Raw genomic sequence first — 23,571 nt, forward strand, 5'->3', positions numbered from 1 at the left:
AAAACCATAAAAAAAGCAAGCGCTTCCGGCAAACCGGCCCGCGCACCAATGCAGCCTAGCAACGCCCGGCGTTCGACCGGCCCCCGGCGTTGAAACGCCTCCGGCGTTACAGTACCCTACCGCGCATCGCCACGCAGCCGGCGATGAGGCCGTCGCGGCTGCCTTTGAAAAAGAACGGAAACGGGAACCGAACCTTGAACCACTGGACTATCCGAACGCGCATCCTGGCAAGCTTTACCTTCATCCTGCTGGTCATGGCGCTGATGGGAGTAGTGGCCTACAACCGGCTGTCGGCAATCGAACGGGAAACCAATCTGATGCTCAAGGACGCCTTGCCGGGCCTGAACTACAGCACCGGCATCCGCGGCGCCTGGGGCGAGGTCTATGTCCTCGCCTGGGAGACGGTCAAAGCCGGCACCGAGAGCCAGCGCCAGGGGTACCAGCAGCAAAGCGCCGAAGTCCGCCAGCGGCTGGACCGGCTCGAGCAGCAATACGAGAGCACCATCACGCGTGACAACGACCGCGCCACCTTCAACCAGTACAAGGCGGCGCGCAGCCGGTACGACCAGCTGGCGCTGCCGCTCACGCAATCCGCGAGCTGGAAGGGTGGCGAGGCAGCCGAAGCGCTGCTGCGCGGCGAGGCGAACCAGCACTGGGCGGAAGTGCGCAGGCTCGCCCAGACCCTGGTGGATGACAACAACGCGGTGAACGAGAAGGCCGCGCACGGCATCAATGCGGCCGTCAGTTCGGCCAAGATCGGCATCGAAGTCGCCCTGCTCGTGGCAGTCGCCATGTCGGCCATCTGCGGCTACCTGCTGCTGCGCGCTATTACCGTGCCGATGCGCTCCATCGTCGGCCTGCTGGCCGGCATCCGCGGCGGCGACCTGCGCCTGCGCATGGCGCTGGGCCGCGGCGACGAGTTCCAGGACGTCGAACAAGGCTTCAACCAGATGACGGGCGAGTTGACCTCGCTGGTCGGCCAGGCACAGCGCTCGGCAATCCAGGTCACCACCTCGGTCAACGAGATTGCGGCGACCGCCCGCCAGCAGCAGGCCACGGCCACCGAAACCGCCGCCACCACGACGCAGATCGGCGCCACGTCGCGCGAGATCTCCGCCACCGCGCGCGACCTGGTCCGCACCATCAACGAGGTGTCTAACGCGGCCGAGCAGACCGCCGGGCTGGCGGGTACCGGCCAGGTCGGACTGTCGCGCATGGAAGCCACCATGCAGCACGTGATGGACGCGGCTGGCTCGGTCAATGCCAAGCTCGCCACGCTCAACGAAAAGGCCGGCAATATCAACCAGGTGGTCACGACGATCGCCAAGGTGGCGGACCAGACTAACCTGCTTTCGCTCAACGCCGCCATCGAGGCCGAAAAGGCCGGCGAATACGGGCGCGGCTTTTCGGTGGTCGCCACCGAAATCCGCCGGCTGGCCGACCAGACTGCTGTTGCCACCTACGACATCGAACAGATGGTGCGCGAGATCCAGTCCGCCGTCGCCGCGGGCGTGATGGGCATGGACAAGTTTTCGGAAGAGGTGCGCCGCGGCATGTCCGACGTGACCCAGGTCGGCGACCAGCTGTCGCAGATCATCGGGCAGGTGCAGTCGCTCGCGCCCCGCGTGCTGATGGTCAATGAAGGCATGCAGGCACAGGCTGGCGGCGCCGAGCAGATCAACCAGGCGCTCATGCAGCTTTCCGAAGCCGCGCAGCAGACGGTCGAGTCGCTGCGCCAGTCGAGCCAGGCCATCGACGAGCTGACGCTGGTGGCCAACGAGCTGCGCAGCGGCGTGTCGCGCTTCAAGGTCTAGCGCCGTGGAGCGGGAGGCCACGCGCCGATGAAACTGTTCCTGCTGTTCCGGCTGGGCCATGACCACTATGCGCTGGATGCGACCGAGGTCGCCGAGGTCCTGCCCCTGACCGCGCTCAAGCAGATTCCCGGCAGCCCCACATGGGTGGCGGGGGTGCTGTCGCGCCAGGGTCAATCCGTGCCGGTGATCGACCTGCGCGCGCTCGCCACGGGCGTGCCCGCGGCACTGCGCACGAGTACGCGCACCGTGCTGGTCCACTACCGCCGCACACCTGGTGACGCGCCACGCCTGCTCGGGCTGCGCCTCGAGCACGCCACCGAGACCCTGCGTTGCGAGCCGGAGTCGTTCGTCGACACCGGCATCGATGCCGGCACGGCGCGCTACCTCGGGCCGGTACGCCACGACGAACAGCGCGGCCTGGTGCAATGGGTGCGGGTCAACGCCTTGCTGCCCGATGACGTCCACGCCAATCTGTTCGATGCGGCGCGCGACGTCTGCCAGGCATCCGCGCCATGAGCACGGCCACCCATATCGAAGCACTGCTCAGGGCCCGCATCGGACTTGACGCGCGGTCCATCGGACCCGGCGCGCTCGAACGCGCACTGCGCGAGCGCCAGGCCGCGCTGCAGGCGCACGACGAGGCGGCCTACTGGAACCTGCTCCACAGCCAGCCGGACGAGTTCCAGGCGCTGATCGAAGCCGTGGTGGTTCCGGAAACCTGGTTCTTCCGGCACAGAGAAGCATTGATGGCCCTTGGCCGCTTTGCCGCCGAGCGCGTGTTTGGCGACCACGCGCGGCACTTACGCGTGCTGAGCCTGCCCTGCGCCAGCGGTGAGGAGCCGTATTCCATCGCGATGGCCCTGCTCGATGCTGGCATTCCGGCGGCGCGCTTTCGCATCGACGCGCTGGATATCAGCGCGCGCGCGCTGGCCCGCGCGCGCGCCGGCATTTTCGGCAGCAACGCGTTTCGCGGCGCGCCGCTCGATTTCCGCGAGCGCTACTTCACGCCGTGTCCGGGAGGATATGCGCTGGATGCGCGCGTGCGCGAGCTGGTGCAGCTGCGGCTCGGCAACATCGTCGACGCAAACCTGCTGGCCGGCGAGGCACCGTACGATTTCGTGTTCTGCCGCAACCTGCTGATCTATTTCGATGCCGACGTGCAGCGGCGTGCCGTGCAAACGCTGGCGCGGCTGACCGCGAGCGACGGCATGATCTTCGTCGGCCCTGCTGAAGCGAGCCTGCTGAGCGCGCAAGGGTTGCCCTCCGCCGGCGTGCCGCTGGCCTTTGCGTTTCGCAAGGCAACGCCTGGCGAAGCACGGAGCGAGCAACCGCTGCAAGCCAGCGCCGCACCGGCGCCTGCCGGCATGCCGCCGCGCCCGGTTTCGCTGCGTGTGCAACCAGCGCCGGCCGTGCGCGAGCCTGCGCCGGTTCGCGCGCCGCGCGCCGCTGCCCCGACGCCTACCCCGCTCGCTCGCATCTCGGCGCTTGCCGACCGCGGCGACCTCGCAGCCGCCACCGCTGCGTGCGAAGCACTGATTGCCATCCAGGGCCCGAGCGCCGATGCCTGCTGCATGCTCGGCGTGCTCCACGACGCGGCCGGCCTCACGTCGAGCGCGCGCGACGCATATCGCCGCGCGATCTACCTTGACCCGGGCCATCAGGAAGCCCTCCATCATCTGGCCGCGCTGCTCGATACCGAGGGCGACCACGCCGGCGCCGCGCGCCTGCGCCAGCGCGCGCAGCGCCATACCCGTACCGCCTAGCCATGGCCGACGCTCAAACCCTTCCCGCCAACGTGCAGATCGACGATTGCTGGCGCCGCATCGGCGTCCGTGGCGACGGCAGTTGCACGCTGCTCGCGACGCATATCCATTGCCGCAACTGCCCGACCTATTCGCGCGCCGCCACGGCGCTGCTCGATGGGCAGGCGATGACCGGGCTTCCCGTCGCCCGCCCGCACAGCGAGCCGGACGCCGAGCCTGCAGGGTCGGGCTTGTCCTGCCTGATCTTCCGCGTCGGAGAAGAATGGCTGGCCCTGCCCACAGAGGCCATTGGCGAAGTCACAGCGCCATGCCCCGTGCACTCGCTCCCGCACCGCCGCGACGCCGCCGTGCTGGGCGTGGCGAGCGTGCGCGGCAGCCTGTTGGCCTGTCTGTCGCTGGCTCGGTTGTTCGGCACCGGGGAGGAATCCGATACGCAGGCAGGCGCCCGGCAAGGGCAGCGCTTCCTGGTGCTGGGGCAAGGCCGCGGTGCCATTGCACTGCCAGTGGCCGAAGTCAGTGGCGTACGCCGCTTGCGCAACAACGCGCTGCTGCCGCTGCCGGCCACGCTGGCCAGGGCGTCCACGCGCTACAGCCAGGCGTTGTTCGAAGACCAGGGCCGCAACGTGGGCCTGCTTGACGCCGCGCTGGTGCGCCAGGCACTGACACGGAGCCTTGCATGAATGCCGACCAGTTGCGCGACGCCTCGCTGCTGGAACTGTTTGCGCTAGAGGCCGAGTCCCAGGCCGAAGTCCTCAATGCAGGCCTGCTCGCGCTGGAGCGCGACCCCGCTGCGGCAAGCCATCTCGATGCCTGCATGCGTGCGGCGCATTCCATCAAGGGCGCGGCGCGCATTGTCGGGCTCGACGGCGGTGTGCGCCTTGCTCATGCGATGGAAGACTGCCTGGTAGCCGCGCAGGGCGGCATGCCGCTGAGCGCCGCGCATATCGACGCCTTGCTGCAAGGCACCGACCTGCTGCAGCGCATCGGCCAGCCACCCGATGGCGATCCGGCCTGGGCGGATCGTCAAGGACGTACCCAGATCGATGCCGTGGTGCAACGCCTGCAGGCGCTGCCGGGCGGAAACTTGCCCACAGCACCCGTTGCTCCGCCCGTATCCGTCGCAGAGCCTGAACCGCCGTCGCTTCCTGTGCTTCCTGTGGCCGACGCGCTGGCACCCTCGCCGCCATCGATGCCATCGGCGGCAACCGGCCCCGAGCAACAGGAGCGCATGCTGCGCGTCGGCGCCGAATCGCTCGACCAGTTGCTCGCGTTGTCCGGTGAAGCCATGGTCGAATCGCACTGGCTGCGCCCGTTCGCCAAGGCCATGCTGCAGGCGCGTCGCCAACAGGCGCGCGCGCTGCAGGCACTCGACACACTGCGCGATGCGCTGGCCGGCAGCGGCGCCGATGCAGGCGCCATGGCGGCCTTGTCCGATGCACGGCAGTTGCTCGAAGACGGCGCGCAACACTTGTCGCAACGGCAGGAAGAACTGGACCAGTACGAGCACCGCACCGCGCGCCTCGCGCGGCGGCTCTATGACACCGCTCTCGCCTGCCGCATGCGGCCGCTGTCCGATGGGCTGGCCGGCTATGCGCGCATGGTGCGCGACCTCGCGCGTTCGCTCGGCAAGGCGGCGCACCTCGAACTGGTCGGCGCCGGCACGCAGGTCGACCGCGACATCCTTGAAGCACTGGATGCGCCGCTGGCGCACCTGCTGCGCAACGCTGTCGACCATGGCATCGAGCCATCCGATGTCCGTGTCGCGCAGGGCAAGCCCGCCGAGGGGCGCATCCTGCTGCAGGCGCGCCACAATGCAGGCCGGCTGGTGATCGAAATTGGCGACGACGGTGCCGGCGTCGATCTCGCCGCCCTGCGCCAGGCCATCGTGCGCAGGCGCCTGGCCAGCGAGGACACCGCGGCGCGGCTGTCAGAGGCTGAACTTCTTGAGTTCCTGCTGCTGCCCGGCTTCAGCATGCGCGAGACCGTGTCCGAAGTATCGGGACGCGGCGTCGGACTGGATGCCGTGCAGGAAATGGTGCGCCGCGTTCGCGGCAGCCTGCGGCTGGCGCAGTCGCCGGGCGGCGGCCTGCAGTTTCACCTCGAACTGCCGCTTACGCTGTCAGTCGTGCGCGCCTTGCTCGTGGAAGTGGCCGGCGAAGCGTATGCGTTTCCGCTCGGCCATGTGCTGAGCGCGGCATCGGTACCCCGGCACGACGTGGCGCAGACCGAAAGCCACCAGCATTTCCAGTACACCGGCCGCGCGGTAGGGCTGGTCAGCGCCGCGCAGGTGCTGCAGCGTCCGGAACATCCGCTCGATGGCGACCACATCCCCGTCGTCATCATCGGCGAACAGGAGCGCGTCTATGGCATTGCCGTGGACCGCATGCTCGGCGAGCGCCTGCTGGTGGTCCAGCCGCTTGCGCCGGCGCTTGGCAAGATCAAGGACATCGCCGCTGGTGCGCTGACCGACGACGGCACGCCAGTGCTGATCTTCGATGTGGACGATCTCGTACGCTCGGTGGAGAAACTCGTCACCGACGGGCGCATCGAGCACGTACGCCAGACCGGCACGGCAATCGCGCAAGTTCGGCGCAAGCGCGTGCTGGTCGTCGACGACTCGCTCACCGTGCGCGAGCTGGAGCGCAAGCTGCTGGCCAGCCGCGGCTATGACGTCGCGGTCGCCGTCGATGGCATGGACGGCTGGAACGTGCTGCGCGCCGAGCCATTCGATCTCGTCATTACGGACATCGACATGCCGCGTATGGACGGCATCGAGCTTGTCACACTGATCCGCAAGGAACCCCGCATGCAGCAGTTGCCGGTTATGGTCGTGTCGTACAAGGACCGCGAACAGGACCGCCAGCGCGGCCTGGAAGCCGGCGCGGATTACTACCTGGCCAAAGGCAGTTTCCACGACGCTGCGCTGCTCGACGCAGTGCACGACCTGATCGGCGAGGCAAGCACATGAAAGTCGGCATCGTCAACGATTCGGCACTGGCTGTCGCCGCGCTGCGCCGCGCGATTGCGCTGGACCCGGCGTTCGAGATCGTCTGGGTCGCCGGCGATGGCGAGCAGGCGGTACAGCTCGCCGCCTCCCATACGCCCGACGTGATCCTGATGGACCTGCTGATGCCGGTGATGGACGGCGTCGAAGCCACGCGCCGCATCATGGCGGCCACGCCGTGCCCCATCGTCGTGGTCACGACCGACCTCGGCCGCAACGCCACGCAGGTGTTCGACGCCATGGGCCACGGCGCGATCGACGCCGTGGACACCCCCACGCTGACCGAGTCCGACGCCAAGCTGACCGCGGGGCCGCTGCTGCGCAAGATGCGCAATATCGGGCGCTTGGTCGCCGGCCGTGCGGCACCGCGCCCTGCCATCACGGAAATGCCGGGCACATTGGCGGCATCGCGCCTGGTAGCCATCGGCGCCTCGGCAGGCGGGCCGGCGGCGCTGGCCAAGCTGCTTGGCGCCCTGCCCGCCGACTTTTGCGCGGCGGTGGTCGCCGTCCAGCACGTCGATGAAGCGTTCGCTCCCGGCATGGCCGACTGGCTCGACAGCCAGTGCGCGCTGCCGGTACGCGTGGCGGCGCCGGGCGAAACTCCACAGGCCGGCACGGTACTCATCGCGGGCACCAACAATCATCTGCGGCTGCTAGGGTCAAACCGCATGGCCTATACCGAACAGCCCAGCGAATATCTGTATCGGCCGTCCATCGACGTGTTCTTCGAAAGCGTGGTGGAGTACTGGCGCGGACAGGCCATCGGCGTACTGCTGACCGGCATGGGCCGCGACGGCGCCAGCGGCCTCAAGGCCATGCGCGACCATGGTTGCCTGACCATCGCGCAGGACCAGGCCACCAGCGCCGTCTATGGCATGCCCAAGGCAGCCGCAGCGATGGGCGCCGCCAGCGAGATCCTGCCGCTCACGGCCATTGCGCCGCGCCTGGTGCAGGCCTGCTGCAGCGTGCGCCCGCCGCCGGGCTGACAGGCGCAGCAAGAAAACCGATATCAACGAGACGACACAGATCGCCGATGCTCAACCAGGACGTTTGGGGCCGAGCCATCAAGGAAGCCAGCATGCAACAACCCGATAACACTGCCATCACCGCTATCACCGACACCCCCGCAGCCAACAGCTATCCCGTCATGGTGCTGCTGGTGGACGACCAGGCGATGATTGGCGAGGCCGTACGCCGCGCACTGGCCTCAGAGCCGGACATCGATTTCCACTACTGTGCGACGCCGGACGATGCTGTCGCCGTCGCCGAGCGCACCCGCCCGACCGTGATCCTGCAGGATCTGGTCATGCCAGGCGTGGACGGCCTGACACTGGTGCGCCGCTACCGCGACAACGCGGCCACGCGCGACATCCCGATCATCGTGCTATCCACCAAGGAAGAAGCGGCGATGAAAAGCGCGGCGTTTTCCGCTGGCGCCAACGACTATCTGGTGAAACTGCCGGACAGCATCGAACTGGTTGCGCGCATCCGCTATCACTCGCGCTCGTACCTGAACCTGCTGCAGCGTGACGAGGCCTATCGCGCGTTGCGGCAAAGCCAGCAGCAACTGCTCGAAACCAATCTCGAACTGCAGCGGCTCACCAACTCGGACGGGCTCACGGGGCTGTCCAACCGGCGCTATTTCGACGAGTACCTGAACGCGGAATGGAAGCGAGCCCAGCGCGAGCAGAGCCAGCTCGCGCTGCTGATGATCGACGTGGACGCGTTCAAAGCCTACAACGATACGTACGGGCATGTAGCCGGCGACGAAGTCCTGCGGCGCGTGGCCGCTGTGCTGCGCGACAATTGTTCGCGCCCGGCCGACCTGCCTGCGCGCTTTGGTGGCGAGGAATTTTCGATGGTCCTTCCGTCCACGTCGCCAGGCGGTGCGCGACTGTTTGCGGAGAAAGTCAGGCGCGCGATTGAATCGCTCGGCATCGCGCACAGCGGCGCGGACACCGGCGGCTTCCTGACCGTCAGCATCGGCGCCGCGGTGCTCGTGCCGGAAGACGGCCAACCGAGCAGCCGGCTGGTGGAAGTTGCGGATGCGGGGCTGTACGAAGCCAAGCGGAACGGGCGCAACCAGGTGGTCATGGCGTGGCCCAGAGCATAGCGGGACGCTGAGCCGTTTATTGATTCGCTGTTCCTGTCGCCCGGCAGGAACACCGCTAGCCGATCCTCCTGTCGGAATCCTCCGACACCGATTTCGGAGGTCCGCGCCTGCCTCCTCCCAAAGTTCCTTCCTATCGTTGCAATAAGGCCACACGCATTAAGCAAAAGTCTCATCGGCCTGTTGGCACGCCCTGCCTCCTGCAGCCGCCGCATTGGCGCGGCCGTGCTGCCTCTCGCTCCTGATACAACGCAACGGAAGAGGTGACACTATGTTCCGCTTAAAGACCAGTATTGTTCTCAGCCTCGCGATTGCCGCTACGGCAGCCCTCTCGGCTTGCGGTGGAGGCGGCGATGATGGTGTGGCCGCCCGCGTTGGCCTCAGCAAGCCGACTGTGCGAGTGATCCATGCCATACCGGGAGGCCCGAATGTCGACGTTCTGCAGAACGGCGCGAAGACCAATCTGCTGAACGAGCCCTACAAGTTCGTGTCGACCTACCGCAGCGTTGACGAAGGGAACCAGCTCTTTTCGTTCAACGTGGCCGGCACGAGCACTGAACTCGGCCGGGCAACCATCAACACCCATACGGGCCACAAGTACACTGCGGTAGCCATGCCGGGCAGCGAAAGCGCCGCGGACGTCGTGCAGATCGATGATCCGTTCGAGAAAGGACTCTTTTCGGACAAGGCACGAGTACGCGCGCTCAACGCATCGTTCAATGCGCAGAACGTGGATATCTACCTGACGACACCGGCTGTCGACCTGAACTCGGTAACGCCGACGTTCGCGGCTGTCGCGTTCAAGTCTGCCGTGCCGGCATCCGGCCAGGACTCCATCGACCTGAACGGTGGCACCTACCGTCTGCGTATCACGACGGCGGGCAGCAAGACGGTGATCTTCGATTCCGGCACGCTGACGCTGGCTAACAATGCCGACTGGCTGATTACCACGCTTCCGGTGGACGGCATCAAGGCCACGCTGCCGAACCGCATCAAGGTGCTGGTTGCACGCGGTGATGATGAGTCGCAGGCTGGGTTGGAACTGGTGACGCAGCCATCGCAGTGATGTTGTTGACTTGAAAAGCAAGAGGCCCGCGAATGCGGGCCTCTTTTTTGTGGTGCCTCGCCGAACTGCGGGTCGGATCAATCATTCCACCCCACCATCCCTCTTAAGAACATCCAGATGCGACAGATAGCGATCAAGCTCGTCGCGACCGCTGTCAGTGATGCAATACACCCGGCCACTGCCTTCCACCAACTCAGCCGTAATCGCACGCGCGATCATCAGGCTGCGCAGGATCGGCCGCAGCGAGCGGATGTTCAGTTCGATCCCATACTCACGCAAGCGGTCGACCAGGTTCATCACGGTCGACGGGCTCGCATGTACGAGCTTGAGGATAAAAATCCGGGAAAAGACCCGGTCAAGGGAAGGCGATTTCATGGGCGCTGGCGAAGCTCCCACCCCGTCACGGAGCGGAGTCACTGTTCATCTTGCGCGGCCCATGACTGCAACCGCAGTCGGGCACTCTCTTCTTGGTCCATCGTCGCGGAGACTTGCTCCGCTGCAAGAAAAAACGGGGTGCACGAAGGCACCCCGAATGCTTGCGTATGCACGCCACCGTCGGGCGGCGCGGCTCCGGAGCGCTTGGGGGGCTACTCCTCCTGGAACGCTTCCTCGCGCTTGGCCTTGATCGACGGCAGGGCCACCACAGCGACCAGTGCCGCAGCAGCGATCAGCAGGCCCATCGACAGCGGACGGGTTACGAACACGGTGAAGTCACCACGCGACAACAGCAGCGAACGGCGGAAGTTCTCTTCCATCATCGGTCCCAGCACGAAACCCAGCAGCAGCGGAGCGGGTTCGCACTTGAGCTTCAGGAACAGGTAGCCGATCACGCCGAAGCCGGCAGCCATGAACACATCGAAGGTCTGGTTGTTGACCGAGTACACGCCAATGCCGCAGAACACGAGAATGGCCGGGTACAGGAAGCGATACGGCACGGTCAGCAGCTTCACCCAGATGCCGATCATCGGCAGGTTCAGGACGATGAGCATCAGGTTGCCGATCCACATCGAGGCGATCAGGCCCCAGAACAGCGCCGGGTTGCTGGTCATCACCTGCGGGCCGGGCTGGATGTTGTGGATGGTCATGGCACCAACCATCAGCGCCATCACCGCGTTCGGCGGAATGCCCAGCGTCAGCAGCGGGATAAACGAGGTCTGTGCCGCGGCGTTGTTGGCCGATTCCGGACCTGCCACGCCTTCAATGGCGCCCTTGCCGAACTCGTGCGAGTACTTCGAGGTCTTCTTCTCCAGCGAGTAAGCCGCGAACGAAGCCAGCGCCGCACCACCGCCTGGCAGGATACCCAGTGCCGAGCCCAGCAGCGTGCCGCGCAGCACGGCAGGCGCCATGCGCTTGAAGTCGTCCTTGGTCGGCCAGAGATTGGTCACCGCGTCGGTGAAGGTTTCGCGGGCTTCCTTCTGCTCGAGGTTTGCGATGATTTCCGCGAAACCGAACATACCCATTGCCAGCGCGACGAAGTCGATGCCGTCAGTCAGTTCGGGCACGTCGAACGAGAAGCGCGCCGCGCCCGAGTTCACGTCGGTACCGATCAGGCCCATCAGCAGGCCCAGCACGATCATCGCGACCGCCTTGGGCAGCGAGCCCGAAGCCAGCACCACGGCACCGATCAGGCCCAGCACCATCAGCGAGAAGTACTCGGCGGGGCCGAACTTGAAGGCCAGTTCCGACAGCGGCGTGGCGAACGCGGCCAGGATCAGCGTGGCCACGCAGCCGGCGAAGAACGAGCCGAGGCCGGATGTGGCCAGCGCCACCCCTGCTCGTCCTCGTCGTGCCATCTGGTAGCCATCGATGGTGGTCACCACCGACGACGATTCACCGGGCAGGTTCACCAGAATCGCGGTGGTCGAGCCACCGTACTGTGCGCCGTAATAAATACCGGCCAGCATGATCAGTGCGGCCACCGGCGGCAGCGTGTACGTCACCGGCAGCAGCATGGCGATGGTGGCCAGCGGCCCCAGGCCCGGCAGCACGCCGATCAGCGTCCCGAGCACGCAGCCCAGGAACGCATAGGCGAGATTCTGCAGCGACAGCGCCGTCGAGAATCCCAGTGAAAGGTGTTCAATCAATTCCATCTCGGCGCTCCCTTAACCGGTGATGAATGCAGGCCACACCGGCATCTGCAGGTTGATGCCGTACACGAAGGCACCGAGGCTGATCAGGACCAGCACGACGCTGTTGAGCAGCGCCCCCTTCCAGCTGAACTCGTGGCTGGCCATCGACGACACCAGCACCAGCACGAACACGGAAAGCACCATGCCGAGCGGCTTGAGCAGCAGGCCGAACAGCACGACCGAGCCGAGAATCCACAGCAGCGTCTTCAGGTCCCAGCGTGCGAGGTGGTCTTGCTCGCCCTTGCTCGACAGCGACGAGATCAGCACCAGCGCGCCGAGCACGGCCAGGACCAGCCCGAGCAGGAATGGAAAGTATCCGGGCCCCATTTTCGCGGCGGTTCCCATGGAATAGCCGCGTGCGACCCAGGAAAAGCCCAGACCGACCAGAATAAACATCAGGCCGGAGGCAAAGTCCTTTTGGCTACGTATGCGCAAAACGATTCTCCTCAAAGTTCACAAAATGCCGTGCCGGTGCCGCGCCTTGGCTCAGTCGCGGAGTGCTGCATGCAAACGCATGCCCCGACGGTTGATCGGAACCTTAAAGACGGGATCTTTCAGCCTCCTTTCATTTGTGTTGGATTAGGGGTATTCACCGATGCGCCACGATGAAACCAACCAGGCATGCGAGTTCGCACACGAATACATCACGCCATGATGCATTCGTGTGGCAGCAGAAACAGCGAAGAAGGAAGACAGGAACAACAACAGACGCGCGCCGTTGCCATGCGGCATCGGCGCGGTATCAGGAAGGAAAACGTGTAGGTGCGAATGCCACCGGCGGACCAGCGAACGAGTGCATCCGTGCCGCGGAAAACGGCAGCGGACGCAACGATGCCATGCCGATCTTTCGATTCCCTTTCAACGTACGGTTTCCACGGTTCGGGGCGGCATGTCGTCCGCTTCGGATACCGGGCCGGCGTCCTCGCACGGCGTGCCCATGCTGGTATCAGGCGCCTGCCCCACTGCCTCAGGCGCATGGGCCGGCACGGGCAGGATATGGCTCGCGCGCCAGTTGCCTAAGCGATAGTAGCCAGCCGCCAGCGCGACCGACACGACGGAACCCAGCGGAAAACTCCACCAGATCGCATCGGCACCCCAGTTCTTGCCAACGCTCCATGCAAACGGCAATCGGATCACCCACATCGACAGGAACAGGATGACCAGCGGCGCCATGACGGCACCCGTGGCGCGCACCGTGCCGAAGATCACGATGGTGAAGCCGAACAGGATGAACGACCACAGCACAATGAGGTTGATATGCTGCGCGATGCCGATGGCCACGCTGTCCGTGCCGAGAAACAGGCCGAGCGAGTTGCGGTCGAACAGGTAGACGAGACCGACCAGCGCACCAGTCATTGCCAGGTTGAACAGCAGACCCACGCGCGTGATGCGCGTGACGCGATGCCACAGGCCCGCGCCGACGTTTTGCGCGACCATGGATGAAACACTCGCACCGACCGCCAGCGCTGGCATCTGCACGTACGTCCAAAGCTGGGATGCCACACCGTATGCAGCAGTCGTCTGCGACCCGTAGGCATTGACCAGCGACATCATCACGATCGCCGACGACGAGATCACCACCATCTGCAAACCCATCGGCAAGCCCTTGGCCACCAGCGCGCGGATGATGGCCGGGTCCGGCTTCAGCAGCGCCAGTTGTTCGCGGTGCAGCAGCAGGAAATGGCGGCGGCGATAAAGCAACGCAATCATCGCGACAAGGCTCGTGAGCTGCGCGATCAGCGTGGCCAGCGCCGAGCCCGCGATGCCGAGCGCAGGCAGCGGTCCCACGCCGAAAATCAGCAACGGATTGAGCACCACGTCGAGCACCGCCGACAACAGCATGAAGTAGAACGGCGTGCGCGAATCGCCGGCGCCACGCAGCGTCATCATGACGAAGTTGTAGAAGTACATGAACGGCAGCGCAACGAAGATAATGCGCAGGTACGTCACGGCCAGCGGCGCGGCATCGTGCGGGGTCTGCATCGCCGCCAGGATGTCCGGGGTGAAGATGAAGCCGAAGATCGATGCGGCCACGGACAACAGCACGAAGAACGTGGTGCTGGTGCCGACGATCGCACGCGCCTCACCCAGGTCGCGCGCGCCGACCGCCTGCCCGATCATGATGGTGTTGGCCATGCTGATGCCGAACACCACGCCCAGCAGGAAGAACAGGATGATGTTGGCGTTTGATGTGGCGGTGAGCGCGGCTTCGCCAAGATAGCGCCCGACCCAGACGGAATTGATCGAAGCATTGAGCGACTGCAGGATGTTGCTGCCAAGCACCGGCAGCGAAAACATCAGCAGGGTCCGGCCGATAGGGCCGGTGGTGAGTCTGGCATCAGGCTTCATAGCGTCCTTGCGCAAACAGGTTAGCCTGCCAGCATACGCGATCCCGACGGCTCGCGTTGCGTGCCTTGCCAACCGCCCGGATCGCGCGTCTAATGGATAAAGCCGGGCTCGGGCAGACCAGGGCGGCAGGAGGCTATATGCGCTGCACAAATTGCGGGTTCGAGAACCTCGCAAAGGCCAACTTCTGCGAGGAGTGCGGTGCCGGGCTGCCACGGACCTGCCCGCAATGCGGCGAGCCCGCCGGCCCGACTGCAAAATTCTGCCGCGGCTGCGGCGCCGCGCTGGCCGGCCTGGCCGCCTCGCAGCCTTCCGCTTCTGCCCAGGTTGCCGCCCCGGTCCAATACACCCCACCCCACCTTGCCGAGCGCATTCTTGCCGAACGCGCGGCCATGGAAGCGCGCGGGGAAGCCGCGGGCGAACGCAAGACGATCACGGCGCTGTTCGCCGACATGGCTGGTTCCACGGCACTCACGCAAGACCTGGACCCGGAGGAAGCCCGGCGCCTGATCGACCCGGTCGCCACGCTGATGATGGAGGCCGTGCACCACTATGAGGGCTACGTCGCCAAGTTTCTCGGCGACGGCATCCTCGCGCTGTTCGGCGCGCCGATTGCTCACGAGGACCACGCGCTGCGAGCCCTGTATGCGGCACTGCGCATGCAGGAGGCGATGCGTCGCCACAGCGACCGTGTCCGGCTCGAGCTGGGCATCCCTTTGCAAATCCGGGTTGGCATTCATACCGGCGAAGTCGTGGTGCGCTCGATCCGCAAGGACGACCTGCACACCGACTACGACCCGGTGGGGCATACCATCCACATCGCCTCGCGCATGGAAGGCGTGGCCACGCCGGCGTCGATCCTGATCAGCGAGTCGACCCACAAGCTCACCGAGGGTTACTTCGAGTTCAAGGCGCTCGGCACCACACATGTCAAGGGCGTGCGCGAGCCCTTGCCAGTCTACGAGGTACTGGGACTCGGCCCGTTGCGCACGCGCCTGCAGGTGGCCGCGCACCGCGGGCTGGCCCGGTTCGTGGGCCGCCAGGCAGAGCTGGAGCAATTGCACGCCGCGCTCGACCTGGCGAAGGCCGGCAGCGGGCAGATCGTCGGCGTGGTCGGAGAGGCCGGCGTAGGCAAGTCGCGGCTCTTCCACGAATTCAAGGCTAGATCGCGGCAAGGCTGCCTGGTGCTGGAAACGTTCTCGGTCTCGCACGGCAAGGCCTTTGCCTACCTGCCGCTAATCGAACTGCTGAAGAACTATTTTCAGGTCGCGGCACAGGACAACGACCGCGTCTGCCGCGAGAAGGTCACAGGCAGGCTGCTGACGCTGGATCGTTCGCTGGAACCGCATCTGCCTTACCTGCTCTACCTGCTCGGCAGCAGCGATCCCGACTCGACGCTGCCGACCATGGATGCCACGATCCGGCGCCAGCGCACCTTCGAAGCCATCGCGCAGCTGCTGGTGCGCGAAAGCCAGAACCAGCCGCTCGCCCTGATCTTCGAGGACCTGCAGTGGCTCGATAGCGAGACCGAAGGCTTCCTCAATATCCTCGTCGATCATGTGCCAGCCGCCAGCATCCTGCTGCAGGTGAACTACCGACCCGAGTATGCGCACGAGTGGCACGGCCGGGGCGCCTATACGCAGCTTCATCTCGAACCACTGGGCCCCGCCGAGGCACAGGGACTGCTGACTGCGCTGCTCGGCGACGATCGCAGCCTGGTGCCGCTCAAGCGGCTGATCCTCGACAAGACCGAAGGCAACCCGTTCTTCATGGAGGAAGTGGTCCAGACGCTGACCGAGGAAGGGGTACTGCTGGGCGTGTCCGGCAGTTTCCGCATCGAACAGGCGCCCGCGCTGCTGCATATTCCTACTACCGTGCAGGGCGTGCTGGCCGCGCGTATCGACCGCTTGCCCGTGGCGCAGAAGGAATTGCTGCAGACGCTCGCGGTCATCGGCAAGGAATTCTCGCTGAGCCTCATTCGCCATGTCACCGGTGCAGACGACAACGCGCTGCGGCCATTACTGACCGCACTGCAGGCGGCGGACTTCATCTACGAGCAACCGGCCTTCCCCGATGTGGAATACGCGTTCAAGCATGGGCTGACGCAGGAAGTCGCTGGCCACAGCCTGCTGACCGAGCGGCGCAGCGCACTGCACGAGCGCACCGCGCATGCGATCGAGTCGCTGTTTCCGGGCCGGCTCAAGGATTACTGCGGCGAGCTCGCCCACCACTACAGCCTCAGCGGCAATGTGCCGAAGGCGATCGAATACCTGCACTACGCCGGCCAGCAGGCGCTGGAACGCTCTGCCCTGCCCGAAGCCATCGGCCACCTTGGCGATGCCATTGCGCTGCTCAAGCGGCTGCCCGACACGCCCGAGCGCTTGCGGCAGGAACTCTCGCTGCTGCTGACGCTGGGACCGGCGCTGATCGCGACACGCGGGCAGGCCGCCACCGAGGTCGAAGCCAACTACCGGCGCGCGCTGGCACTGTGCGAACAGGGCGAGCCCACGCCACAGGTCTTTTCCGCGCAGCTCGGGTTATGGGCGTTCTACCAGCTGCGCGCGCAGTACAACGTGTCGCTGCCGCTCGGCAGACGGCTGCTCGGCATGGCCATACGCTCGCAGAAGCCCGATCAGCTCGCCGAAGGGCATCGCGTGCAGGGATCGACGACCTTCCGCCTGGGCCAGATCAGCGCTGCGCGCGACCACATGGAACAGGTGCTGACCGTACAGCGGCCGGACCAGTCCTCCTATGATTTCCTGCTGGGCTATGGGCGCGACCCGGCCGTGCATGCCATGGCCACGCTGGGGTGGATCCTGTGGTACCAGGGTCTGCCGGACCTGGCGCGCGCACGCTCGCTGGAAGCCCTGGCGCTGTCGCGGCAGCGCCCTGACGCATTCAACCTTGCCCTTTGCCTGATCTTTGCGGCCGAGGTGCACGTGTGCCGGCGTGAGGTGCAGCAGGTACGCGAGTTCGCCGAAGCCGCCACCGACATTTCCGGCGAGCAGGGCTTTCCGATCTACCTGGCATGGGGCAAAGTGCTGCAGGGCTGGGCGATGGCCGAGCGCGGAATCCACCAGGCGGGCATCGCCCTGATGCTGGAGGGACTGGACGCCTACGCCGCCACCGGCGCGTCGCTGGCCAGACCCAGCCTGTTGGGGCTGTTGGCCGATGCGCATAGCATGGCCGGCGACTTCCGGACCGGCCTGGCGCTGGTGGATGAAGCCATGTCGATCACCGAACAGACCGGCGAACGGCTCGACGCTTCCGGCCTGCTGCGCCAGAAGGGAGAACTGGTCCTGGCCGAGTCCGGCGACGGCACGCTGGCCTGCGAGGAGGCGGAAGACTGCTTCCACAAGGCCATCGCCACGGCGCGCCAGCAGGGCGCCAGGTCGCTCGAACTGCGCGCGGCGCTAAGCCTCGCGCGGCTGTGGCGCCGCAAGGGAAAGGCCGATGCCGCGCGCCAGGTGCTAGCCGGCATCTATGGCGTGTTCCGCGAAGGCTTCGATACGCTCGATCTGAAACAGGCCCGGGCCTTTCTGGACGAGGTCGGCTGAACGGCAGCCGCCGCGGAGAACGCGCATGAACCGGATCCAGACCCGCTTCGAATCATTGTGGTCGCGCTGCGGCGGCCGCCGCGCGCAGGATACGTACCAAGAGCTGGCACAGTATTACGAGGGACCGGGAAGGTATTACCACACCCTGTACCACGTGCGCCGCTGCCTGCGCGACCTCGACTGGGGACACACGCGGATTCCGGACGTCGACACGGTGGAGCTGGCACTCTGGTGCCATGACGTGATCTATGTACCGGGTGCATCCGACAACGAGGCGCGCAGCGCGCAATGGTTCCTGGGCCGGGCCGACGGCCAGATCGCCGAGGCGGATCGCATTGCCGCCATGATCCTGGACACCACGCACATGCGCGTACCGTCCGACCCTGCCGGCTGCTTTACGGTGGACATCGACCTGGCGACCCTGGGCAGCCACAACGCCCGCTTTCGCCGCAACGCGAAGCTGCTGCGCGCCGAACGTCCCGACCTGGACGACACCGCTTACGACAAGGCCGAGCGCAAGTACCTGAGCAGGCTGCTGACGCGCCCTCGCCTCTACCACACCGACCTGTTCCACGACCGCTACGAGGCGGCGGCGCGGCGCAATCTTGCGTTGCGGCTGGCGCAGCCCGCGCCGGGCTGAGCAGTGCAAACGCACCGAGGCAAACGCTCAGAGAAATTCTCCGCTGATGTCCACGCTGGACCGCTGCCCGACGTGCTCGTAATTGTGCTCGAGCCACGTGCCGGCATGGTCGCGCCCCTTGTCGCGCAGCGAGCACAGGAACTTCCAGTCCGCGTTGTACTTGCTCGAAACGCTGAGCGCGGCCATGGTCTCGTCATTGCGGACCGAATGGATGCGCATCTCCTTCATCTCGGCCCGGTCGACCTTGCCCTGCTGGATCAGCGACGTCACGAAGGCAATGGCGCGCATCTCGCGCATCAGCGACGAATTGAAGCTGACCTCGTTGACGCGGTTGAGGATATCAGCGGCGCTGCGCGGCACGCCCGGACGCACGATCGGATTGATATGGACGATCACGACATCGTGCGTCTTGCACTGGTAGATCAGCGGAAAAATGGCCGGATTGCCGACGTAGCCGCCGTCCCAGTAGTGCTGGCCATCCACGGTCACGGACTGGAACAGCGTGGGCAGGCAGGTGGACGCCAGCACGGCCTCGATGGACAGTTCCGGGCCGGTGAAGAGGCGTATCTTCCCCGTCTCCACATTGGTCGCGCACAGGAACAGATGGCACGGGCACTGGCGGCGCAATGCTTCGAAATCCACTTGGCTGGCCAGTACGTCCCGCAGCGGGTTCATGTTGTGCGGGTTGAACTGGTATGGCGACATGATGCGCAGCACCATGTCCGCCATCGCATACAGCGGCGAACTGTCCAGGCCGAAGCTATGGCCGCCCTTCATCCACGACGGCACCCAGCGAAACGGACTGTAGCGTTCGGCCGAACTCGCGATGGCCTCCCAGAAGTCATGTAGCGCCTGGCGGCCGCCGTCTGGCCCCCCTTTTAGCATGCCGTAGGCGAGCACGGCGGCATTCATGGCGCCGGCACTTGTGGCGCTGATGCCTTCGATCTCGAGCCTGCCATCCTCCAGGAGCCGGTCAATCACGCCCCAGGTGAACGCACCGTGCATGCCACCGCCCTGCAGAGCCAGTGCGATCGGTTTCCGTTCGCCGCCGGCACGACTGCCCGTGTTTCCATCCATGGCGTGGCTCCTGGTATGCGGCCGGGGCACGGAGGTACCCTGCTGCCCTGCCTCGCCCCGGGGTTCCGGCAATGCGCCGGAGGACGTGGCTCCGACGCGACCCGTTTTCGTAGAGTGTAGTGAAGATGTGGCCCTGTCGCCGTATGTTTGCGGGCGCTCCTGCACCCTTGCGGCTTGTGCCACCCCCGTGCCGACATCGGTGGTCAGCACGTTCCGCGCCGACGCGTTAAGCTAGCGGACTTGGCCGCGCGTACCGACGCGCGGCCGGAACGTCAGACACGACTACCAGGAGAACACGCATGTACCAGGATCTTGCCCTCTATATCGACGGGGAATTCATCAAGGGCGGCGACCGGAAAGAGCAGGACGTGCTCAACCCCGCCACCCAGGAAGTCCTGGGCAAGCTGCCGCACGCCAGCCGCGCCGACCTGGACCGTGCGCTGGCCGCCGCTCAGCGTGCCTTTGAAAGCTGGAAGAAAACCTCGCCGCTGGAGCGCTCGAAGATCCTGCGCCGCGTCGGCGAACTGGCGCGCGAGCGCGCCAAGGACATCGGCCGCAATATCACGCTCGACCAGGGCAAGCCGCTGGCCGAAGCGGTCGGCGAAGTGCTGGTCTGCGCCGAGCATGCCGACTGGCACGCCGAGGAATGCCGCCGCATCTACGGCCGCGTGATTCCGCCGCGCCAGCCCAATGTGCGCCAGATCGTCGTGCGCGAGCCGATCGGCGTGTGCGCGGCCTTTACGCCGTGGAACTTCCCGTTCAACCAGGCCATCCGCAAGATCGTGTCGGCTGTGGGCGCGGGCTGTACGCTGATCCTCAAGGGACCGGAAGACTCACCGAGCGCCGTGGTCGCGCTGGCGCAGCTGTTCCATGATGCCGGCCTGCCTCCGGGCGTGCTGAACATCGTCTGGGGCGTGCCGAGCGAGGTCTCGACCTACCTGATCGAATCGCCAATCGTGCGAAAGATCTCGTTCACGGGTTCGGTGCCGGTGGGCAAGCAGCTGGCCGCACTGGCCGGCGCGCACATGAAGCGCGTGACGATGGAGCTGGGCGGCCACTCGCCGGTGCTGGTGTTCGATGATGCCGATATCGAACCCGCCGCCGAAATGCTGGCGCGCTTCAAGCTGCGCAACGCGGGCCAGGTGTGCGTGTCCCCGACCCGCTTCTACGTGCAGGAAAAGGCCTATGACAAGTTCCTGGCACGCTTCACCGAGGTGATCGGCTCGATCAAGGTCGGCAACGGGCTGGAAGACGGCACGCAGATGGGCCCGCTCGCGCATGAGCGCCGGGTGTTCTCGATGGAGCAATTCCTGGACGACGCAAACCAGCGCGGCGGCAAGGTCGTGGCCGGTGGTTCGCGCATTGGCGACAAAGGCTACTTCTTCGCTCCGACCGTGGTGACCGACCTGCCGGATGACGCAAAGCTGATGGTCGACGAGCCGTTCGGCCCGGTCGCGCCAGTCACGCGATTCAAGGACACGGCCGAGGTGCTGCGCCGCGCCAACAGCCTGCCGTTCGGTCTGGCTTCGTACGTCTTCACCAATTCGCTGAAGACGGCTACCGAGGTGTCCAACGGCCTGGAAGCCGGCATGGTCAACATCAACCATTTCGGCATGGCGCTGGCCGAAACGCCGTTCGGCGGCATCAAGGACTCGGGCATTGGCAGCGAAGGCGGCCAGGAGACGTTCGACGGCTACCTGGTCACCAAGTTCATCACTCAGGTCTGACGCCCCGCCCGCGACCTACTGCGCGCCGCCCGCCGACTCCGGGGCGGCGCCGCTGATGGCCTTGCGATAGTCCTCCGCATAGGCCTTCCATTGGGCCAGCGACACCGCATGGCCATGCCGCGCCAGTCGCAGCACCGACTTGCGCCAGCGGGCTCCCGCGGCAAATTCCTGAAGTTGCTCGATACGATCGGCAGCGTGGTGCCCGCACCCGCGCAGGTGTGCCCAGGCCGCGGCATGGGCCATGGTTTCCAGTACTTCGCGCAGCGCCGCAGCGCTGTCGCAGTGCGCCAGGTTGACCCGGTCCGCAGTCGGCTGCAGGCTCTTCACGAGGTACGACGCCTTCCCCATTTCCACCGGCGATAGCAATGCTGGCGATGCGGCCTGCATGATCTGCTGCACAGTCGCCACGCGTTGTGCATCACTGCTCCAGCGTGGCTGCGCGCGGTTGGGCAAGTTATCCCAAGCAGATGGCGCGGCACGCTTGATGTCGATCAGGCGCGGCATGCCGCCCGCACGTTCGTCATGCGCGAGCACTACGTAGCGCTCCAGTCCCAGGCTGCCAATGCCGGCCACGCGCCGCGCGACGTCCTCGGCGCGGAAACGGTGGCCATGTGCCTGCCCCGAATAGGCAGACAGGATTTGCAGAGCCCGCTGACGCGCCGCCTTGTCGGCTGGCAGCGCGTGCCGCCCATCGCAGACCAGCCGCTGCCGCCCCTTTCGCATCTGCGCGCGTTCCGCCACCAGTTCGCCGCGCCGTCGCCGCTTGACCCGGCGCAGTAGCGTCGCCACCATGCCGATGGCCGTGGCACGTTCGAGCCAGCGCGGCTTGCCTCGCTGCAGGACCGCCGCATACTCGGCCAGCATCGCCTCGCTGGCCCGCTGCGCATCCTCGTCAGACAAGCCGATCTGCCCGGCCGCGACCATCACGCTGGACAGCACGCGGACCACATCCACGGTCAGTGGCGCCAGCAGCGCGTCATCAAAGTCGTTGAGGTCGAAGTAGACCAGGCCGTTGTCGCCTTTGAAGCTGCCGAAGTTCTCCAGGTGCAGGTCGCCGCAAACGTAGGTGGTCGGCGCGTCCAGCAGCGCGTCCTCATTGCGCAGCGACGCGACGTACAGGTGGTTGGTGCCGCGAAAGAATGCGAACGGGTCGGCGGCGATGGCGGCGAGCTTGCGCGTGAAGCGCTCAGGGTCCCTGCCCTGGTTGAAACGCAGGATGGCTTCGGTGGCAGGATGCATGCGTGATGGTCAGTGGAAGAAGATACCGCGCGTCAGGAACGTGTAGTTTGCCTCTTCCGCCATCAGCCACACAAGGATCAGCAGGCACAGCGGCGGCACCAGGATCGCGCAGATCAGCGCCATGCGCTCCCAGGCCATATGCATGAAGACGGCGACGATTAGCCCTGCCTTCAACACCATGAGCAGCAGGATCAGCGTCCAGCGCAGGTAGCCGGTGAAACCGACATAGTCCACCATGTAGGAGAGCGTGGACAGCACGAACAACAGCAGCCAGATTTTCAGGTAGAGGCCGATTGGATGCTGCTGGCCGGTGTGCGCGGTGTCTTCGTGGCCGTGTGCGGGAGCCGGGGCGGCGGAAGTCGGAGTCGAAGCCATGGCAAGCCTCACCAGAGGTAGAACAATGCAAAGATGAACACCCAGACCAGGTCCACGAAGTGCCAGTACAGGCCCGCGATCTCGACGATCTGGTAATTGCCGGTGACTTCATACCGGCCACGCAGCACCTTGGTTGCCACGATCAGCAGGTAGATCACACCGCAGCTCACATGCAGTCCATGGAAGCCGGTGATCATGAAGAAGGTGGAACCGAACTGCGGCGCGCCCATCGGGTTGCCCCAGGGGCGCACGCCTTCCTCGACGATCAGCTTGGTCCATTCGAAGGCCTGCATGCAGACAAAGGTGGCGCCGAACAGCGCGGTCACCAGCATCAGCAGCGCGCATTGCCGCCGCTGCCGCCGGTACGCGAAGTTGACCGCCATGGCCATGGTGCCGCTGCTGGTGATCAGCACGAACGTCATGATTGCGATCAGCAGCAGCGGCACGTCGTGCCCGCCGATACGCAGGCCAAAGACCTCGCTGGGGTTGGGCCACGGCACCGTGGTCGCCATGCGCACCGTCATGTAGCCCGTGAGGAAGCAGCTGAACACGAAGGTGTCGGACAGCAGGAAGATCCACATCATCGCCTTGCCCCACGACACCTTGAAGGCGCGCTGGTCCGACGACCAGTCCGCCACCAGGCCGCGCAGGCCCGTGGCCACGGCACCTGGCGCGTCGGGCTGTGTCGAGACGTTCGATGACATGAGAATCCTCCTCGGCACCG

Annotated in this window: 19 protein-coding genes; 11 read left to right on the plus strand and 8 right to left on the minus strand. The window is 65.7% G+C overall.

Features of this window, described 5'->3' with window-relative positions; translation table 11 throughout:
- The first annotated feature begins 143 nt into the window (after positions 1–143).
- From K2O51_RS03100 to K2O51_RS03135, 8 genes are all read left to right on the plus strand, one after another.
- Positions 144–1,814 carry a methyl-accepting chemotaxis protein gene (locus K2O51_RS03100; protein WP_181184397.1) on the plus strand — a complete coding sequence of 557 codons (1,671 nt, stop codon included), beginning with the start codon at positions 144–146 and terminating at the stop codon, positions 1,812–1,814.
- A 27-nt stretch (positions 1,815–1,841) separates the two neighbouring features.
- Positions 1,842–2,330, plus strand: a complete 489-nt coding sequence (locus K2O51_RS03105; RefSeq protein ID WP_220630477.1) for a chemotaxis protein CheW — start codon at positions 1,842–1,844, stop codon at positions 2,328–2,330.
- Positions 2,327–3,577, plus strand: a complete 1,251-nt coding sequence (locus K2O51_RS03110) for a CheR family methyltransferase (protein ID WP_220630478.1) — start codon at positions 2,327–2,329, stop codon at positions 3,575–3,577. The genes K2O51_RS03105 and K2O51_RS03110 overlap by 4 nt, the downstream gene beginning before the upstream one ends.
- A gap of 2 nt (positions 3,578–3,579) precedes the next feature.
- The gene (locus K2O51_RS03115; RefSeq protein WP_011299775.1) at positions 3,580–4,257 is read left to right on the plus strand and encodes a chemotaxis protein CheW; all 678 of its coding nucleotides are present in this window, start codon (positions 3,580–3,582) and stop codon (positions 4,255–4,257) included.
- Positions 4,254–6,545: a hybrid sensor histidine kinase/response regulator gene (locus K2O51_RS03120; RefSeq protein ID WP_011299774.1), complete on the plus strand. Its 2,292-nt coding sequence runs from the start codon at positions 4,254–4,256 to the stop codon at positions 6,543–6,545. Before K2O51_RS03115 ends, K2O51_RS03120 begins: the two co-directional genes overlap by 4 nt.
- Positions 6,542–7,567, plus strand: a complete 1,026-nt coding sequence (gene cheB / locus K2O51_RS03125) for a chemotaxis response regulator protein-glutamate methylesterase (protein ID WP_011299773.1) — start codon at positions 6,542–6,544, stop codon at positions 7,565–7,567. The genes K2O51_RS03120 and cheB overlap by 4 nt, the downstream gene beginning before the upstream one ends.
- Positions 7,568–7,659: 92 nt before the next feature.
- Positions 7,660–8,694 carry a response regulator gene (locus K2O51_RS03130; protein WP_041680394.1) on the plus strand — a complete coding sequence of 345 codons (1,035 nt, stop codon included), beginning with the start codon at positions 7,660–7,662 and terminating at the stop codon, positions 8,692–8,694.
- A 268-nt stretch (positions 8,695–8,962) separates the two neighbouring features.
- Positions 8,963–9,757, plus strand: coding sequence for a DUF4397 domain-containing protein (locus K2O51_RS03135; RefSeq protein ID WP_011299771.1), 795 nt, complete (start codon positions 8,963–8,965; stop codon positions 9,755–9,757).
- Positions 9,758–9,838: 81 nt separating this feature from the next.
- On the opposite strand, the gene K2O51_RS03140 is transcribed toward K2O51_RS03135, so the two are convergent.
- The 4 genes from K2O51_RS03140 to K2O51_RS03155 all read right to left on the minus strand — a co-directional run bounded on the left by K2O51_RS03140 (position 9,839) and on the right by K2O51_RS03155 (position 14,235).
- Complete coding sequence (locus tag K2O51_RS03140) at positions 9,839–10,132, minus strand: helix-turn-helix transcriptional regulator (RefSeq protein WP_011299770.1); 294 nt, start codon at positions 10,130–10,132, stop codon at positions 9,839–9,841.
- A gap of 212 nt (positions 10,133–10,344) precedes the next feature.
- Positions 10,345–11,847, minus strand: a complete 1,503-nt coding sequence (locus K2O51_RS03145) for a tripartite tricarboxylate transporter permease (RefSeq protein WP_011299769.1) — start codon at positions 11,845–11,847, stop codon at positions 10,345–10,347.
- Between the two features lie 12 nt (positions 11,848–11,859).
- Entirely contained in the window at positions 11,860–12,321 is a 462-nt protein-coding gene (locus K2O51_RS03150; protein WP_011299768.1) for a tripartite tricarboxylate transporter TctB family protein, read from the minus strand.
- 423 nt (positions 12,322–12,744) lie between these two features.
- Complete coding sequence (locus K2O51_RS03155; protein ID WP_140949640.1) at positions 12,745–14,235, minus strand: MATE family efflux transporter; 1,491 nt, start codon at positions 14,233–14,235, stop codon at positions 12,745–12,747.
- 137 nt (positions 14,236–14,372) lie between these two features.
- Between K2O51_RS03155 and K2O51_RS03160 the strand changes: the two genes are divergently transcribed.
- Positions 14,373–17,789, plus strand: coding sequence for an adenylate/guanylate cyclase domain-containing protein (locus K2O51_RS03160; RefSeq protein WP_140949641.1), 3,417 nt, complete (start codon positions 14,373–14,375; stop codon positions 17,787–17,789).
- Between the two features lie 25 nt (positions 17,790–17,814).
- Positions 17,815–18,429, plus strand: a complete 615-nt coding sequence (locus K2O51_RS03165; RefSeq protein WP_011299765.1) for an HD domain-containing protein — start codon at positions 17,815–17,817, stop codon at positions 18,427–18,429.
- Between the two features lie 27 nt (positions 18,430–18,456).
- Here the strand turns inward: K2O51_RS03165 and K2O51_RS03170 are convergent, their stop codons facing one another.
- Positions 18,457–19,506, minus strand: coding sequence for a patatin-like phospholipase family protein (locus tag K2O51_RS03170; RefSeq protein ID WP_140949642.1), 1,050 nt, complete (start codon positions 19,504–19,506; stop codon positions 18,457–18,459).
- A 299-nt stretch (positions 19,507–19,805) separates the two neighbouring features.
- Here K2O51_RS03170 and K2O51_RS03175 point away from each other — a divergent pair, with 299 nt between their 5' ends.
- The gene (locus K2O51_RS03175; protein ID WP_011299763.1) at positions 19,806–21,233 is read left to right on the plus strand and encodes an NAD-dependent succinate-semialdehyde dehydrogenase; all 1,428 of its coding nucleotides are present in this window, start codon (positions 19,806–19,808) and stop codon (positions 21,231–21,233) included.
- Between the two features lie 15 nt (positions 21,234–21,248).
- Here the strand turns inward: K2O51_RS03175 and K2O51_RS03180 are convergent, their stop codons facing one another.
- The 3 genes from K2O51_RS03180 to K2O51_RS03190 are packed head-to-tail and all read right to left on the minus strand — an operon-like array spanning position 21,249 to position 23,551.
- Positions 21,249–22,472 (minus strand): DUF2252 domain-containing protein, encoded by a 1,224-nt coding sequence (locus tag K2O51_RS03180; RefSeq protein ID WP_011299762.1) that lies wholly within the window; start codon positions 22,470–22,472, stop codon positions 21,249–21,251.
- Positions 22,473–22,481: 9 nt separating this feature from the next.
- Positions 22,482–22,847: a cytochrome C oxidase subunit IV family protein gene (locus K2O51_RS03185; protein ID WP_011299761.1), complete on the minus strand. Its 366-nt coding sequence runs from the start codon at positions 22,845–22,847 to the stop codon at positions 22,482–22,484.
- 8 nt (positions 22,848–22,855) lie between these two features.
- Positions 22,856–23,551, minus strand: coding sequence for a heme-copper oxidase subunit III family protein (locus tag K2O51_RS03190; RefSeq protein ID WP_011299760.1), 696 nt, complete (start codon positions 23,549–23,551; stop codon positions 22,856–22,858).
- Positions 23,552–23,571: the final 20 nt, after the last annotated feature.

It is taken from the genome of Cupriavidus pinatubonensis (genome assembly GCF_019602855.1).
GTDB classification, from domain to species: Bacteria; Pseudomonadota; Gammaproteobacteria; order Burkholderiales; family Burkholderiaceae; genus Cupriavidus; species Cupriavidus pinatubonensis.